Source organism: Pedobacter sp. ASV12 (assembly GCF_016429155.1).
GTDB lineage: Bacteria > Bacteroidota > Bacteroidia > Sphingobacteriales > Sphingobacteriaceae > Pedobacter.
The window spans coordinates 64,604-81,256 of sequence record NZ_JAELUC010000002.1 but is presented as its reverse complement, the minus strand read 5'-3'; the positions used below and the strand labels follow the sequence as shown (position 1 = coordinate 81,256).

At 45.2% G+C, this 16,653-nt stretch carries 17 protein-coding genes; 14 read left to right on the top strand and 3 right to left on the bottom strand.

Annotated elements, in window-relative coordinates; translation table 11 throughout:
• Positions 1 to 3: 3 nt before the first annotated feature.
• Positions 4 to 705: a M949_RS01915 family surface polysaccharide biosynthesis protein gene (locus JHD69_RS01305; protein ID WP_199136535.1), complete on the top strand. Its 702-nt coding sequence runs from the start codon at positions 4 to 6 to the stop codon at positions 703 to 705.
• Between the two features lie 125 nt (positions 706 to 830).
• Here JHD69_RS01305 and JHD69_RS01300 read toward each other — a convergent pair whose 3' ends face one another.
• Positions 831 to 2,132, bottom strand: a complete 1,302-nt coding sequence (locus JHD69_RS01300; protein ID WP_199136533.1) for a DEAD/DEAH box helicase — start codon at positions 2,130 to 2,132, stop codon at positions 831 to 833.
• Between the two features lie 139 nt (positions 2,133 to 2,271).
• Between JHD69_RS01300 and JHD69_RS01295 the strand changes: the two genes are divergently transcribed.
• From JHD69_RS01295 to truA, 10 genes are all read left to right on the top strand, one after another.
• Positions 2,272 to 2,667: a hypothetical protein gene (locus tag JHD69_RS01295; RefSeq protein ID WP_199136531.1), complete on the top strand. Its 396-nt coding sequence runs from the start codon at positions 2,272 to 2,274 to the stop codon at positions 2,665 to 2,667.
• Positions 2,668 to 2,703: 36 nt separating this feature from the next.
• A complete protein-coding gene (locus JHD69_RS01290; protein WP_233165616.1) occupies positions 2,704 to 3,222 on the top strand; it encodes an RNA polymerase sigma factor in 519 nt (172 codons plus the stop codon).
• A complete protein-coding gene (locus tag JHD69_RS01285) occupies positions 3,219 to 4,550 on the top strand; it encodes a hypothetical protein (protein WP_199136526.1) in 1,332 nt (443 codons plus the stop codon). The genes JHD69_RS01290 and JHD69_RS01285 overlap by 4 nt, the downstream gene beginning before the upstream one ends.
• Before the next feature lie 9 nt (positions 4,551 to 4,559).
• Positions 4,560 to 5,006, top strand: coding sequence for a hypothetical protein (locus tag JHD69_RS01280; protein ID WP_199136524.1), 447 nt, complete (start codon positions 4,560 to 4,562; stop codon positions 5,004 to 5,006).
• Between the two features lie 11 nt (positions 5,007 to 5,017).
• Entirely contained in the window at positions 5,018 to 5,470 is a 453-nt protein-coding gene (locus tag JHD69_RS01275) for a hypothetical protein (RefSeq protein ID WP_199136522.1), read from the top strand.
• A 313-nt stretch (positions 5,471 to 5,783) separates the two neighbouring features.
• Positions 5,784 to 8,192: an alpha/beta hydrolase family protein gene (locus JHD69_RS01270; RefSeq protein ID WP_233165615.1), complete on the top strand. Its 2,409-nt coding sequence runs from the start codon at positions 5,784 to 5,786 to the stop codon at positions 8,190 to 8,192.
• Between the two features lie 118 nt (positions 8,193 to 8,310).
• Entirely contained in the window at positions 8,311 to 9,174 is an 864-nt protein-coding gene (locus tag JHD69_RS01265; protein ID WP_199136520.1) for a ThuA domain-containing protein, read from the top strand.
• Positions 9,175 to 9,177: 3 nt separating this feature from the next.
• The gene (locus tag JHD69_RS01260; protein WP_199136518.1) at positions 9,178 to 9,669 is read left to right on the top strand and encodes an SRPBCC family protein; all 492 of its coding nucleotides are present in this window, start codon (positions 9,178 to 9,180) and stop codon (positions 9,667 to 9,669) included.
• A gap of 3 nt (positions 9,670 to 9,672) precedes the next feature.
• On the top strand, positions 9,673 to 10,146 hold the full coding sequence (locus tag JHD69_RS01255) for a DinB family protein (RefSeq protein WP_199136516.1): 474 nt from the start codon (positions 9,673 to 9,675) through the stop codon (positions 10,144 to 10,146).
• Between the two features lie 110 nt (positions 10,147 to 10,256).
• The gene (truA, locus tag JHD69_RS01250) at positions 10,257 to 11,060 is read left to right on the top strand and encodes a tRNA pseudouridine(38-40) synthase TruA (protein ID WP_199136514.1); all 804 of its coding nucleotides are present in this window, start codon (positions 10,257 to 10,259) and stop codon (positions 11,058 to 11,060) included.
• Here the strand turns inward: truA and JHD69_RS01245 are convergent.
• Positions 11,050 to 12,396 carry an alkaline phosphatase family protein gene (locus tag JHD69_RS01245; RefSeq protein WP_199136512.1) on the bottom strand — a complete coding sequence of 449 codons (1,347 nt, stop codon included), beginning with the start codon at positions 12,394 to 12,396 and terminating at the stop codon, positions 11,050 to 11,052. The genes truA and JHD69_RS01245 overlap by 11 nt on opposite strands.
• A gap of 77 nt (positions 12,397 to 12,473) precedes the next feature.
• Here JHD69_RS01245 and JHD69_RS01240 point away from each other — a divergent pair, with 77 nt between their 5' ends.
• Positions 12,474 to 13,082 carry a YdeI/OmpD-associated family protein gene (locus tag JHD69_RS01240; protein ID WP_199136510.1) on the top strand — a complete coding sequence of 203 codons (609 nt, stop codon included), beginning with the start codon at positions 12,474 to 12,476 and terminating at the stop codon, positions 13,080 to 13,082.
• Positions 13,083 to 13,120: 38 nt separating this feature from the next.
• On the opposite strand, the gene JHD69_RS01235 is transcribed toward JHD69_RS01240, so the two are convergent.
• Entirely contained in the window at positions 13,121 to 14,335 is a 1,215-nt protein-coding gene (locus tag JHD69_RS01235) for an ABC transporter permease (protein ID WP_199136508.1), read from the bottom strand.
• Between the two features lie 80 nt (positions 14,336 to 14,415).
• On the opposite strand from JHD69_RS01235, the gene JHD69_RS01230 reads away from it, so the two are divergent.
• Together JHD69_RS01230 and JHD69_RS01225 are read left to right on the top strand one after the other, a co-directional pair.
• Positions 14,416 to 15,639 carry an exo-beta-N-acetylmuramidase NamZ family protein gene (locus JHD69_RS01230; RefSeq protein WP_199136506.1) on the top strand — a complete coding sequence of 408 codons (1,224 nt, stop codon included), beginning with the start codon at positions 14,416 to 14,418 and terminating at the stop codon, positions 15,637 to 15,639.
• Between the two features lie 87 nt (positions 15,640 to 15,726).
• The gene (locus JHD69_RS01225) at positions 15,727 to 16,647 is read left to right on the top strand and encodes a ketopantoate reductase family protein (RefSeq protein ID WP_199136504.1); all 921 of its coding nucleotides are present in this window, start codon (positions 15,727 to 15,729) and stop codon (positions 16,645 to 16,647) included.
• Positions 16,648 to 16,653 lie beyond the last annotated feature (6 nt).

The following is a 16,653-nucleotide window of genomic DNA, read 5'->3' as shown; positions in this document are numbered from 1 at the left end:
CACATGAAAAAATTGTACGCTCTCCTTTGCATGACACTTTTTGTGCTACAAGCCAGTGCGCAAAGCGACAGTACCCACAGCCATACCCTGAACAAAACCGAAACCGACGATTTTTTCACAGCCGTCTTCAAAAAGAAAAACCTCATTAACTTCCCTATTTTTAGGGCTTACACCTATAGCGACAAAAGTGGCACTTATTACGTAGCACTTTCAGAAAGTTCGGACAAAATCAAAGCGAAAGATACCATCAACAACTCCATTAAAGCCTTTAATTTTAAGGCAGATAAAGGCGTGGCAACCAAAAAATGGGAAATCAACGATTTTAAACTACCAGACGCCAAGGGCGCAACAGTTGAAAGTTCGATATGGTTCTGGACCAAGTACTGCGAGTTTACCGATTTGGATGGCGACGGCTTGATTGAACCGATTATTGTGTACGGTACTTTTGGCAATAACGGCTACGACGACGGCCGCTTGAAGATTCTGATCTATTACAAAGGCCAAAAAACAGCCATCAGACATCAGAACGGGGTATTAGATGGTGAAAGAAAAACACAAGTAGACCTAACTTTTTACAGTTTGCCAACCCAGGTACAGGCTCATGTTAAGGAGCTGATGGAAAAAATGGTGAAGAATAACCATGCTATTTTTCCAAGCAAATATTTAGATAAAATGGCTAAAAAGACAACGCAAATTGTCGATTAAAAAATCAATTGCAGTTGAGGCAATGCGGCTTATGCTTTTTTTTGCAATTTAAGCTTGCCGGTAGTGCACAGCGATCGATTTGAGTACCTGCTCAGCCAGGTTTCCAGAGTTTTAAAGATTTGCGCTTAGCTGTGCTTTTTCTTCTTGCTCATTACGGCTTTTTCGCCGGCACCAAAATTGCTGGTCTTGGCATTGCTTTTCTTCTTTTCGTGAAAGGCGGCCCTGCGAAAAGCTTCCTCCTCGGCTTCTTCCTTGCTCAGTTGCTTTTTTGAAGTATTTTCCCTGGGGGTTTCTTCAATCAGCAGGTCGTCTGGCAATTCGGCTATTTCCAATTTCTGACCGATAGCCTGTTCTATCTTACGTACTTCGGGCAATTCCAAATCGGTGGCAAAAGTAATAGCCATCAGCTCCTCCGAATCCTGTTGCCTGATTATGCGATGCAGATAGGTTTCCCTTTGTGCAGGCAACTCAAAATGGAATATAAACGGAATACCTTTCAAATCGAAATCGCTTAGCATTTCATTGGCTACAATCAGCACACGGGCATTTGGCGTTGCCTTAAAAACTTCGACATCATCAAAACCGGCCTCGTCAAAAAACAGGGGCTTATACACAAAAACATCGCTGGCCTTGCCGTCAAAAAGGTCTTTGGCCAGGGTTTGCGCGGTTAATCGGGTATTGACAAAAACGACCACCTTATCAAACACTTCGCTGTCTTTAAGCAAAAGGTTAAGCAGGTTGAGTTTTGTTCTAAAGTTGGGTACCTGATACAATAGTTGCGGCTGGGTTTCCACTTTGTTTTCGCCCAGGTCTTCTACCTCTATCAGCGTTGGAAAACGCATAAAAGCACTGATCATTTTCTCCAGCTTTTCGTGCATTACCTCGGTAAACACCAGGTGCTGGCATTTTTGAATGCTGTTGGCCAATTCGTTAATCGGCAGCTGCATACCCTGTTTCACCATTTCGGCCGCATCGTCGATAACCATCAGCTGAATTTTATTGGTGTTGAGCCCCAATTTCAGGTAAACTGCCCTTGCCCTCGACGGAACAGCCACTACGATATCGCAGCCATCGGTCAGCTCGTTCACCTGATTTTCCATGCTGTTATCGGCATGGATGCCCACAATACGGATGGTTTGGTTTCTATTCAGCCGTTCAAATTGGGCAATTGTTTCTTCCACTTTTTCTTTGGTAGGCACCAAAATCAAGGCCCTTGGTGCTTCTTCGAACCCATATTTGATGCGCATTAAAGTAGCCAGCACATAGGTAGTGGTTTTGCCCGCACCCTCTGGCCCTATGGCTATGATATCTTGTCCGCCAATAATGCGCGACATGCTTTTAGCCTGTATTTCCTTAGCATTTAAATAGCCCAGTTCGGTCATTACCGAGTTGAGGGGCTTGCTTAATTTGAGTTGTTCTAAAGACACCGTTATTATATTGAAAGGCAAATTTACGAAATATAAAGGGTAGGCTGGCCAATTACAGTGCATCTATCTGTTCTTTTTTAGAAAAGCCTGTAGCGTTTGGCCTCAAATCAGCGTATGGCTATTATAAAACAAACTAAACATGAGAAGGATCTTATACTTATCTGTACTGGCTCTGTCTTTTTCGGCATGTAAAAAGGATCCAGGCCAAAGCGCATTTAATGGCACATATGTGGGCACTTTTAGAACCATTGTTGATGGTAAAATGACGAGCAGCGAAGCTAGAATAGTATTTAAGGGCAACCGTTACCAAAGCCTAAAAGGCAGGGGCAGCGGCAAATTTGTGCTGGTAGATAAGATGGTTCGATTTACCGATGAGAACATTTGGACGGCTGATTTTGACTGGGGGCTGATATTAAACAACGATTACCAATACGAAACCAAGGGAGATAGCTTAATTTTGGACAAGATGATACCTTATCATCCCAGTCAAGTTTACAATTATTACCAATATCGTTTAAAGCGCATCAGACAATAAATGGCCAAGCCACAGGCGACTCCTCTTAACGACTTATTGAGAAACTGTAAAGATGGAAATCTGCAGTTTCAGGAATTGCTGTACAAACAGTTTTATGGCTACGCATTGGGAGTGGCTTCGAGGTACCTGATCAATCAGGAAGACGCCTTGGAAGTGGTTAACGATTCTTTTATCAAGGTTTTCAAATCGTTGCATACGTTTAGGGAGGATGCCGATTTCAAGGCCTGGTTTAGGAAAATATTAGTCAACACCTCGCTCGACCATAAAAGAAGGAACATGCGTTTCAATCAGGCGATAGAAATGGTAGATACCGAAGTACAAACTACCTACCATTCGGCAATCGATCAGCTTTCGGCCAAAGATATCCTGAAGTTGATGAAGAACCTGAACGAAACACAGCATTTGGTTTTTAACTTATACGAAATAGACGGCTATAGCCACAAAGAAATTGGGGAGATGCTGAATATCCCCGAAAGTTCGTCGAGAACTTACCTAACCAGGGCAAAACAGGCCCTGAAGAGTTTATTGAGCAATTATTCAATTTATACACGATGAAGCAGCAAGATGAAGAACTAACAAGGCATATTAAAGCCCTGTTTGAAGATGTGGATGATGGCCTAAGTGAAAACGGCTGGGCCGAACTGCGCAAAAAATATCCTGAAGCGCCAAGCAAAAAATTGCCTATCTGGTGGCTTTCGGGCATTGCGGCCTCTATTTTAGTAGTGGCCGGCCTCTTCTTGTTTACGCAAAAAAATAGCCCAAAAATAGAGCATACCGATTACCTGACAAAAACACCCAAAAAAGAGCAACCCGCTTACAAAGCCGATGATACTTTAACCCCAAATTCGCCTGTACAAACCGAAAGCACCGCAATTGTAGCCAACCAAAAGCCAAGTCGGCAAAAAGGAACTTCGCCAAATCAAGATTTAAGGTTTGCTCATCAAATTGCTAAAAACCCAAAAGACAATCCAAGCAGCGTTGTGCCGGTCAATGTGGCTCTGGTGCAAAAAGATAGCATCTCGAAAAATATAGTGCCTCCGCAGCAGGTTATTGCCAATCAGCCAGCCCCAAATCCGGCTGCTAACCCGCTAGTTGTGGCGGCCGTGCCCGATCAGCCAGCCAAGCCGATTAAAGACAATGCGCCCCAGAAAAAAACCACCGAAGAATTTTTGAAAGCGCAAAGCCAGATTTTGATGGCCAGTGGCAACAACAAAAAAGAAGATAAACAGCAAGAACTCAGCAATTCTTTCGATGTATATACCGGCACCTTTGTAAACTATTATGCCAACAATACGGCCAAAGTAAATGCAGGTTTCGGGGTCAATGCCAACATCAAGGTAAGCCAAAGCCTATTGGTAAGCGTGGGTGCCGGACTCAGCCAGAACAGGCTTTCTTACGATAACAACCGCACCGTTCCGCAAAATTTAGCCAGCGATGTGTCTAACCAAGCCATGGCCTACAATGTAATGAGCCGCGAAAGCCGCATCAGCGACATCAAGGTAAATGCCCAACTGCTAAGCATAGACATTCCCATTACCGTTAAATTCTATCCGGGCAAAAAGAAGAATTTTTACCTGGCCACGGGCATCAATTCCAACTCCTACTTACTTCAGCGCTACACTTATGACTATACCGTTCAAAATTCGGCTGCCTTTGTTAAAAGTGTTCCCATTGAAAAACAAACCGAAGAGAGCAAATTTAAGGGCTTCGATTTTGCCAATAGCGCGATTATTGCGGTAGGCCTTAGCCAAAGCATAGGCAGAAACACGATTATTTTCGAACCTTATTTTAAGCCAACCATTGGCAGCATGGGCGAAAAAAACCTCAAGATCAATACTGCGGGCATTAACCTGAGATTCAATTTTACTGGCCAGAAAAAATAAACCAAAATCATGAAATCTTTGCAAAAAACAAGCTTTAAAGCCAATTTACTGGTCTTTGCGATCGCCATTGCACTGGTAGGGTGCAAAAAAGACAAAGCTGTCGATCTTTCGGGCAATTATACCCTTGTCCAAAACAGGCCCATCGAACTGAACCCCAAAGGCCAAACGGCTGTCGAACTTGTTGTAACGGCCATCGAAGATACCCGTTGCCCGCCCAATGCTTTTTGTGCACTTGCCGGATTGGCCAAGGCAACCGTTTCTATCAAGGATATGGGCATTGCACAAGAAAAGAACCTTACCCTTTACATTGGCTACAACCTGCCGAAGGCCCAAAAAGACCTCGCCAAAATCAATATCAATGGTACCAGCTACATTATCCAGCTCAGAGACATCACTCCTTATCGCGGTACCGATACCGGCGAAAAAACGGCCTACCTCATGTTAAGCAAGCTTTAAACCCTAACTCCATGAAAACATTGAAACAAAATCCATTGCCAGGAAGCTTATTTGCACTTTTCTTGCTCATTATGGCCATCGCCTGCAAAAAAGACAAAACGGCAGACCTTTCCGCACAGTTTACGGTAAGCCAAGCCCAAACCTACGAGTTTAAGCAAGGCGACAAGGTGATAACAACGGTTGCTTTAACCGCGGTACAAGACAGCCGATGCCCCTTATATGCCGATTGCATCTCGGCAGGCTACGGAATGGTTACGCTTAAAATCAAAGACCTGAGCATAGGCTCCGAAAAAAACCTTAGCCTTTACATTGGAGGCGCTGTGCCCAAAGACCAAAAAGACTTGGCGCCAATTACGCTAAACGGCACCAATTACATCATCCAGCTCAAAAACATCAGTCCTTTTCCACAGGTAAACACGCCACACACACCAGCTATTGCCCTGCTTGCACTAACCAAGATCTAAGGCATAAAAAAAAGCAGTCGTTTTACCAACCGAAGTCAAGACGCTTACTGGATTCCTTCCCAAGAGGCTGGCATGTTAAAGCAAAAACATGCCAGCTTTTTTGCTACAGCCCATCAAAGCTGTTTGGCACCGTATTTAACCTTAGGCCGATTTCATCAAATTTTTGATACAAATTGCTAATCATTTAAACAATGTGTAAGTTTAAGAGCCTATTTTAGGCAAGCCCTAACCGAAAACTTATCCTTATTCAAATGAAACAGCGTGCACAATGGCGCATGATTGCTTCATCATCATTAAAAACAACTTAAAGCTGATGAAAAAACTACTACTCAATTTATTCTTGATTGCCCTTGGCGGAAGTGCTTATGCGCAGGATGCCGTGAGCTACCAAATGCCTCCAAAGGCAATTGCCGATCTGTTGTTGGCTAAGCCAACACCAGGCGTAAGCATAGACAGCAAGGCCGAATGGATGCTGTTCAGCGAGCGCAATTCCTACCCTTCTGTTGAGGAGCTCGCCATGCCCGAATACCGCATTGCCGGCATGCGCATCAACCCGAACAACTATTCGGCCAGCCGACAAACGTTCATCAATAATTTTACCCTTAAAAACATTAAAACAGGTAAAACGGCAACGGTTATTGGCTTGCCTACGCCTTTGTATGCCGGCAACGTAAGCTGGAGCCCAAGCGAAACCAAAATTGCCTTTACACAGACTACCCAGAACAGGGTTGACCTCTATGTAATCGATGTAGCAACGGCCAAGGCCACCAAAATTAACAAGCAGCCTCTAAATGCCATTATGGGTGGTGGCGCTACTTGGGTTGACGACAATACGCTACTTTACCGCGTAGCTACCAAAGCGGCCAGCTTGGCGCCAAAGCGTCCGTTAACACCAAAAGGACCAACCATCCAGGAAAACCTGGGCAAGGCTGCCCCTAGTGCTACGTTGCAGGATCTGATCAAATCGCCGTTCGACGAGCAGTTATTCGAATTTTTTGCGACCTCGCAACTGGTACAAAACAAAGGTGGCGTAGAAACACCGATTGGCAAACCAGCCATTTACAGTGGCATTTCGCTCTCGCCCGACAAAAACTACATGATGGTAAGAACCATTAAAAAACCATTCTCTTACCTGGTTTCGGCGGGTGGCTTCCCTTCGGTAGTAAACATTACCGACAGAACTGGAAAAGTGGTTAAGCAACTGGCCGATTTGCCTTCTACCGAAGTACGTCCATCAGGCTATGACAACGTTCAAAATGTGCCTAGAGGTTTCGATTGGCGCGACGACGAGCCTGCTACCATCGTATGGGCCGTTCCATTAGACAGTGGCTTGATTAAAAAGAATGTTGAATACCACGATCAGGTTTTATCGCTCTCGGCACCTTTTAACGGTACTCCAAAAGAGCTTTTGAAAACCAAAATGCGTTATGGTGGTATCAGCTGGGGCAATGCCTCGTTGGCTTTGGTTAGGGAAAATTCGAGGATCAAACAAACGTCGAAACTAAGCCGTTTTAATCCGAGTACCGGAGCTTTAGAAACCTTGTACGAACTGAACACTACCGATGCCTACAACAACCCGGGTATGCCGGTTACCGAAAAGAACAAATACGGTCGCCAGGTAATCCTTACCACCGATAACGGCACCAAATTGTTGCTCAACAATCCTACTGGTGCTTCAGAAAAGGGAGATTTGCCTTTCTTGGTTAAATTTGACCTGGCTACCAAAAAATCGGAAATCCTTTGGCGTTGCCAACCGGGCTCTTTCGAAATGGTGACCGATGTTTTAGATCCTCAAAAGCTGGTATTGCTTACCCGCAAAGAAAGCCAGAAAGACGTGCCAAACTATTTCATCAAAAACCTGATTTTGCGTGTTGCCGACAGGCAGATCACCAATTTCACCAATCCTTATACCCAATTGGATGGCGTTACCAAGCAAAAAATTTCCTACAAACGTGCCGATGGCATTGATTTAACAGGCGATTTGTACCTGCCAAAAGGCTATAACAAAGATAAAGACGGACCATTGCCGGTATTGATCTGGGCCTACCCACGTGAGTTCAATTCGGCTGCTGATGCGGCTCAGGTACGCGGCTCTCAAGACCGGTTTACCACCATCAGCTCTGGTGGTCCCTTATTCTTCGTTACCCAAGGCTACGCCATTTTAGACAATGCCGAAATGCCGATTGTGGCCAAAGACGGCAAAAAACCCAACGATACTTTTGTAGAGCAACTGAAACTGAATGCCGAAGCCGCCATCAACAAATTAAGCGAAATGGGTGTTGGCGACAGAAACCGCATGGCCGTAGGTGGCCACAGCTACGGCGCCTTCATGACTGCCAACCTGTTGGCGCATACCAATTTGTTCAAAGCAGGTATTGCGCGCAGCGGTGCCTACAACAGAACGCTTACGCCTTTTGGCTTCCAAAACGAAGACCGTACCTATTGGGAAGCGCCTCAGCTGTACTATGAAATGAGCCCATTCAGCTATGCCAACAAAATCAAGACCCCAATTTTATTGATCCACGGCGAAATGGACGACAACCAAGGTACTTTCCCGATCAACAGCGAGCGCTTGTTCAATGCCATTAAAGGCTTTGGTGGCACTACGCGTTTCGTGTTCCTGCCTTACGAGGCGCACGGTTACCGTGGCAAGGAAAACATCCTGCACATGCTTTGGGAAATGAACACTTGGCTCAACACTTACGTTAAAAACGCCAAATAATAAAAATTACCGCATGATAAGCTTGCCATCGCTAAGTTGGCAAGCTTTTTTATTTGTGCTCTTTCTTGATGTGCCAAAACAGTATCTTTATTTAATGAACCCTAACCCCAATTCACGTATGCGACGATCCTTTAGAAACAAACTATTAGCCCTTGCCCTCATCATTTGCTGTGTCCTATCTGCAAACAGTATCTACGCGCAAAAAAAATCAAAATTCAACGTCATTGCCTTTTACACCGGCAAAAACGATATGGCCCATGTAAGCTATGTGCACGAAGCCAATCAGTGGTTTCCTAAAATGGCCGCAAAATACGGTTTCAGTTACGACTCTACTGCCAACTGGAACAATTTAAATGCGGCATTTTTGGCCAAATACCAAGTGGTGCTCTTTTTAGACACCCGACCTGAAAAGCCCGAACAACGCCTTGCTTTCGAAAACTACATGAAAACCGGAGGCGCCTGGATGGGCTTTCACTTTTCGGCCTTTGCCCTTACCCCTTCTGCCTACGAACAAAACTGGAACTGGTACCACAACGAGTTTTTAGGTACTGGCCAATACGGCAGCAACACCTGGCGGCCAACTTCGGCCATCTTGAGGGTTAACCGCAAACATCCAGCAACCAAAAACCTGCCCGAAACCTTTAAATCGCAACCCAACGAGTGGTACAGATGGGAAAAAGACCTGCGCAAAAACCCAAACATCGATATTTTGCTCAGCATCGATTCGACCAGCTTCCCTTTGGGCACCGGTCCTAAAGCATACGAAATTTGGCACACGGGCTACTATCCGGTCGTATGGAGCAACAAAAACTACAGGATGATTTACGTAAACATGGGCCACAACGATATGGATTATGAACACCAATACGGCAAAGATGTTAAAACCCTATCCTACACTTTCGACAATGACATTCAAAACCAAATGATTATCGATGGGTTGCTGTGGCTTGGAAACGGCAAAAAAACAAAGCCTAAAAAATAAGCCATGGAAAATTTTGACTGGACTTCCTTTACGCTCCGAATAGCTATCAAAGCCGATATGCAAACCATTTACAAGGCCTGGGCCACTAAAGAAATAGAAAAATGGTTTTTGAGCGAAGCCGACTATTTGGCTAGCGATAACCAACCTATCGATGCGACACAATTGGCCACAGTTGGCCATAGCTACGTTTGGCGCTGGTTCCTTTACAACGATGTGGAGAAGGGCCAGGTAACACAGGCCGACGGCCAAACTTTTTTTGAATTTACCTTTGCCGGAAACTGCCTTGTAGGCATTACCTTAGCCCAAGAAAACGGATATACTGTAGTAACCCTTACCCAAAAGAACATCCCTACCGACGACAACAGCAAAAAATATATCCGTTTAGGCTGCCATGGAGGCTGGTCGTTTTATTTGGTCAACCTCAAATCGGTATACGAGGGCGGCTTGGACTTAAGAAACAAAGACAATCGCTTTAAACCTATGCTTAACAATTAAATGATGGAAAAAATTTTAGAAGTTATCCGCGCCTCGCGCAACAAATTACTGAGTATCATTGCCGATCTTTCTACGGCAGAGCTGAACCACATCCCGCAGGGTTTTAACAATAACCTGGCCTGGCAGGTTGGCCATTTGGTGGTAAGTCAGCAGATTTTGTGCTATCGACTATCGGGCAATCCTTTCGTCATCGAAGAACACTTGATCGACCTTTACAAAAACGGCTCTAAGCCCGAAAGGCCTTTCAGCGATGAAGAAATAAGCCAAATGAAGGCTTACCTGCTCAGTACTATCGACCAGTTGGAAGCCGATCTCAAAACCAACAAATTCGACAATTATTCGCCTTACACCATTTCTACCTATCCGGGCCTGAGCCTACAAAACGTTAAGGATGCCGTAACGTTTATCGTATCGCACGATGGCCTGCATTATGGCTGCAGCCTGGCTTTAAAGAAATTGGTAAAACGGGTAGCATAAAGCCGATATGGTGTTTTAGCCCTAGCTTAACAGATTTTTACCAAGAATCTCTTGGATTAGGGCTATTACTCGTCTTTCGAAAACTAAAAATCCATGTATCTTTGCAGGGCATGAGATACTTCTTCCACATCGGCTACAACGGCCATTACTACAATGGCTGGCAAAAACACCCCAAAGCGAATAGCATCCAAGAAGTAATCGAGGTCAAGCTCAGCCAGATTTTTAAAACGCCCCTCACCATTGTGGGCTGTGGCCGCACTGATTCGCAGGTACATGCCAGCCAGTTTTTTTTCCATGTAGACCTGCCACAGGCGTGGGATTACGACCTCCTGTTCAGGCTCAATACCCTATTGCCACACAACATTGCCATCTTCGACATCATTCAGGTTGAAGAAAAGCGCCATGCCCGTTTTGATGCCGTGCAGCGCCAGTACGACTATTACCTGCATACCTACAAAGACCCATTTTTAAGTCAGCAAAGCACTTTTTACCGGCATAAAGACCTGAATTTGACCGAAATGAAAAAAGCGGCCAGCCTTTTACCTCTGTATAAGGATTATAGAGCGCTTTGCACTTCGCCCGACAAAAACGAACACACACTCTGCTACGTACGCGATGCCAAACTATTCAGCTCGGCCAATGGCGATCACATCCGTTTCCATATTTCGTCTAACCGTTTTTTGAGCAAGATGATCAGGATCATTATGGGCAAGCTGCTTAAAATTGGCCGGAACGAATTGAGCGTAGCCGAATTTGAAAGCTACCTGATCAACAAAACGCCACCAGCCTTACTAGAACCTGCCCATCCAACCGGATTATACCTTTCTAAAGTAACTTACCCCTACCTCGACCTGCCTTTGCGATCGGAGTTTGCAGGCCTGCAAAGCAAGGATTGGGTAGAAATTATTTCGTAAACAATCCCTGGTACAAAATACCATCGGCCGACGGGAAATCGAAGGCCAAAAGCTTGGCAATGATGGGTGCAATGTCTTCTTCGCCCATTTGCGGGATCACTACGCCTGGTTTAATGCCCTTGCCAAAAATGACAAAGCCGGTTTGTATTTCCTTAAAATCGGGAAAGTAACCATGTGTGCCTCCCTTTCCAGGCTTAACCAGCTCGCCTTCGGCCGATGGGCCAAAAGAAACACCTTGTTCGGCAGTTAAGGCCAGGGCTGCATTCGGATCGGCACCTACCTTGTCGAGCGCAACCCTATCTACCACTTTAAACAAGCGTTGCTGGCCAGCCGTTAAGCCGTTCAGCATCGATTTAACCTTATCCAGGGTAGCCTTGTCTTTGGGATCTTTTAGGTGCAGAAACGCCGAGCCGCCACTGGCATGAAAATAGGCTTTCCAGCTGTCTTTTTGGGCAGGATCGTACAACCCGGCCTTAGCCAGCAACACATTGGGCGTAACCTGGGTGTGTACGTCAACAAAGCCATGGTCGCCAGTTACAATAATGGTGGTATTCTTTTTAATGCCGGCTTTTTCTGCCGCATCGATAATGGTTTTGATGGCCCTGTCGGCACCGGCTACCGCCGACCTAACCTTTGGGCCTTCCCGGCCTTCCTCATGCTCAAAATGATCAACCTGCGCAATATGAATGGCCAAAAACGAAGGTTTGTATTTTTGGATCAGGTAAGAAGCCATGCGCGATTTGTTTTCGTCGCTCGAATAATAGTCCAAATCGGCACCACCTTGGCCTAGTTTGCCCGTGGCAAGTTCCTGTACTTCTTCAAACAAACCTTTGGGATTGGCCACATCGGCCAAGGCCTTGATTTCGTCGTTCTGCCCACCTTTGTTTTTGGGCAAATACCAGTACTCGGGCAGGTTATAGGTAATAGGCGCACCAAGTGTTACCGGCCAACCTACGCAAGCCGTAGTTAAACCAGCCTGTTTAGCCGCACTCCAAATGGTAGGCACTTTAATGCTCGAGTAGTCCCAGTACCATTTGCCGCTAATGCCCAAAGGCTCTACAGGCGTATTGTAATAGATGCCATGTTTTGATGGTTTTACGCCTGTTAAAATCGTAGTATGCGAAGGATAGGTAACCGTTGGAAAAACACCACGAACGCCTTGGGCATAAGATCCCGTTTGCATGGCCTGGCGTAAATTGACCATGGCCCAGCTCGGATCCATATAAAATTCTGGCCTCAGGCCATCGACGCTGATGACAATAACGTGGCTTTCTTGTGCTTGAAGCATCGTTGACAAACCACAGAACAACAAGAGGGAAAATAGGGTTTTCTTCATGATTACGGAAAATAGAATTGCCCAAAGCTAGGGACCCCATATAGGTTAAAGGTAAGGCGAAGGTTAAGAAAACGTTAATGGCAGCAACTGATAGGCTAAGTGGCGACCTGAGTTCCAAAGCAAAAAACATTTTCATCTCGAGGCATTTTTTCGGAACTTCGTTCAGCCTTCGGCTAAACCTTTTCCATATGCAACACGAAATCATCAACCAAAAATACCTTCTAAACAAAATGCCTGGCAAAGGGGGCTGGACGTTTATCGTGATTTCGGAAATACCGAAAGAAAAAAGAGGCTATTTCGGCATGGTTAAAATCAGCGGATGGATAGACAGCTATCAACTCGACAATGTAAACCTAATGCCCATGAAAAACGGCAACCTGTTTTTACCGGTGAAAGCCGAAATCAGGAAACACATTGGCAAGGAAGCAGGCGCTTGGGTAGATTTGGTTTTGTACAGCAACACGGTTGCACGGGCAGAGCACTCGTTAAGCACCGAGGAAGAATTTCTTTTATGCCTGGCAGATGAACCTCTGGCCCTTAAAACCTACCAAAAGTGCAGCAAGGAAGAGCAACAAGCTTTGATCAGCTGGATTGATGGCGCCAAAAACGAGGACGCCAAAGTGGAAAGAATGGTACAGGCCATAGATCGGCTAGCCATGAACCAGAAAATGGATAAAAGAGATTAGTATTCTATTAATCGTTGGTGAAGAACACCAACGAAAGCCTACTTAAATCTGATGGCTTTTAATGGACTGATTCTGCTGACCAGCAATGATGGAACCAGCAAGACCAGAAAACATACCACAATGGTGGCCAGGTTAAGCAGTACCACATCAATAAAGTGTACTTCAATAGGCACGTAGGAGAGATAGTAATTGGTTTGGTTCAATTTAAACACTTCCGTATACTGTTGCAAAAATGCAAGACCAAGTCCTAAAATATTGCCCAGTATCAGGCCAATGCCTACCAGGTAGATGGCATTATACAGGAAGATCTTCATAATGCCAACATTAGCCATGCCCAACGACTTAAGCAAGCCAATCATGGTGGTACGTTCTAAAATCATGATCAGCAAAGCCGTTACCATGTTAATTACGCCCACAATCATCATCAAAACCAACAGTACCTTGGTATTTACATCCAACAACGAAAGCCAATTGAAGATTTCAGGAGTACTTTCTTTTACCGAACGCGATCGCAACTTGAGCTCCAAATTGGCATAAACATCATCCGCAGTGGCCTTAAGTTGAGAAAAGTCTTTCACTTTTACTTCAATCCCTCCCATCTGGTTAGGAGCCCAATTGTTTATGCTCCGGATGATATTGATGCCACCAACGGCAAAATTCTTGTCGATATTTTCGATGCCTACATTGAAAATACCTACAATCTTGAACTTTCTTTTTTTGGGCGGATTCTGTACAAAATGCATCAGAAAACTATCGCCAGTTTTAAGCTTCAGCCGATTGGCCGTATAGCTCGATATCATGATCTGGTTAGCGCCACTATCGGCAAAGTTGATGACGCTCCCACTCACCAAGTGCTTTTTCAGAAACTGCCAATCGTAACTCGCATCTACGCCTTTAAAATTGATGCCCTCTACCTCGCCATTGGCCGAAATGATAGCTGGTTTGGTGGCAAAAGGATAGAAGGAAGCCAAGGCATGGTTGCTTTTGAGATACCTGAGGGTAGTATCGTTGGGCACAAAAGGCGATTTCTCGAAAGAACCGTTCAAATCAAAGCGGTAAATCTGAACATCGCCGATAAAACCCCGTACCTTATCCTGGATTTCGGTTTTGAACCCTTTGATAATGGCTACCGAAAGAATCATGACGGCGAGGCTAAGCATAACGCCAGCAATCGCTATGCGCACAATGAGCTTCGAAAAAGTCCGCTCAGATTTGATGGCCATCCGCCTCGCAATGAAATATTCTATATTCAAGTTTTGTAATAAGTTGTAACTTAGCAAAAGTGCTGATTCAATTTTGAACTCGCACATAAATCTTTAAAAAACCTGATGTGATGAAGAAATTTGCCGCTGTTTTTACTTTCGTATTTGCCCTTTTAACCTTAGGTGCCTGTGCACAGGAACGCCAGGCAAAAAAAGCTATCGAAAAACCGGGACTGAAAACCGGAGCCGACCAAACCGAAAAATATGTGCCTCTCTTAAAAGGCAAACGTGTAGGTATGGTGGTTAATCCTACTTCTATAATTGGCAAGCAGACCTCGGTAGACAGCTTATTGAAACGTGGCGTTAACATTGTAAAAATCTTCGGCCCGGAGCACGGTTTTAGGGGCAATGCCAGTGCAGGCGTTCATGTTGACGATGGCGTTGATACCAGAACGGGTATCAAAGTGGTTTCGCTGTATGGCAAGCACAGCACGCCTACCAAAGAAGAACTGGCAGATATAGACATTATGGTTTTTGACATTCAGGACGTTGGCGTACGTTTTTATACCTATATCAACACCTTGCAGCATGTAATGGAAGCCTGCGCCCAAAACAACAGAGAACTGATGATTTTGGATCGCCCCAACCCGAACGGCTTTTATGTAGACGGCCCGATTTTAGATCCGCGTTTCAAATCCGGAATCGGCCTACAACCCATTCCTATTGTACACGGCCTGACGGTTGCAGAATATGCACAGATGCTGAATGGCGAAGGCTGGCTCAAAGATAAGCTCAAATGCAAGCTGCAAATCGTTAAAAATGCCAATTACAATCACGATATGCCTTATGAGTTGCCGGTAAAACCTTCGCCCAACCTCAATACGGCGCAAGCCATTTTATTATACCCCAGCACTTGTTTGTTCGAGGGCACCTACCTTAACCACGGCCGCGGCACACAATTTCCTTTTACCGTAGTTGGCGCACCTTATTACAAGGGCATTTATGCATTCTCCTATACACCAACCAGTATCAAAGGCATGGCCGAAACGCCCTTGTTTCAAGACCAGGTTTGCTACGGACTTGACCTGAGAAATTACGATACTTCAAACTTTAGGAAGACAAAAATGTTAAACATTAGCTGGTTGATCGAACTCTACAAAGCCTCGCCCAAAAAAGAAGATTTCTTTAACAGCAAGCTGAGCAAGGAAATGGGCACTATTGAGCGCTTGGTTGGCGTAGATACCTTCAGGCAGCAAATTATTGCCGGAAAATCTGAAAAGGAAATCCGTGCAAGCTGGGAACCAGGACTAAGCAAGTACAAGCAAATGCGCAAAAAATACTTGCTCTATCCATAAAACAGGCAAGCAACTTTCAGCACCTGTTTATCCCGTTAAAAAAGCGCTCAAAAAGCAAGTTATCAACCGTACTAAACCCTTGTTAAAGTGACCGATCAAACCAAAATAGTTGTTGCAGGCATTGGTGGGGTTGGTGGTTATTTTGGAGGTCTACTGGCCAAAAAATACGCCAACAGCGCTGTTCAGGTATCTTTTATTGCCCGTGGCGAGCATCTCGAACAAATTAGGGAACGCGGCTTAACGGTAATCAAAGGCGAAGTATCTTTTATTGCCCGGCCTTACCTGGCTACCGACAATGCCAACGAAATCGGCCTGGCCGACTACATCATCATTTGTACAAAAAACTACGATCTAGACACGATCATTGCCCAGCTAAAACCCTGCATTGGCCCACAAACCACAATATTGCCTCTGCTCAACGGCATTGAAGGCGCCGAAAAAATCAGGAGCTTATTGCCCCAAACCACCGTGCCTTCGGGTTGCGTGTATATCGTTTCGGCCATAAAAGAACCCGGTGTGGTAGAGAACATTGGCCATCAGCAAAAACTCTTTTTCGGTATAGACCAGGTTACCGACGAACGGCTTAACCAGCTTCAACATTTCCTGAAAGCGGCTGGTATTGAAGCCACGCTCACCTCAACAATTTCGAAAATCATCTGGCAGAAATTCATCTTTCTTTCATCGCTGGCTACGGCTACTTCCTATTTTGACCAGCCCGTGGGGGAATTATTGCAAGCAAATCGCGAAACTTTGGCCAAGCTGATTACCGAAGTAACAACCTTAGCCAAGGCCAAGGGCATTGCTGTTGATCCAGACATTATGGACAAGTCGATGGCGCACTACGAAGCCCTGCCTGATCAGGCCACCTCTTCCATGCACCGCGATTTTATGGCCAACAAACAAACCGAACTCGAATCGTTAACAGGTTATGTGGTTAGGCAAGGCAAGCTATTGGGCCTTGATTTGCCGACTTTCGAAAAGGCTTTTACAGACTTAAGTCGCAAATAACCAGAT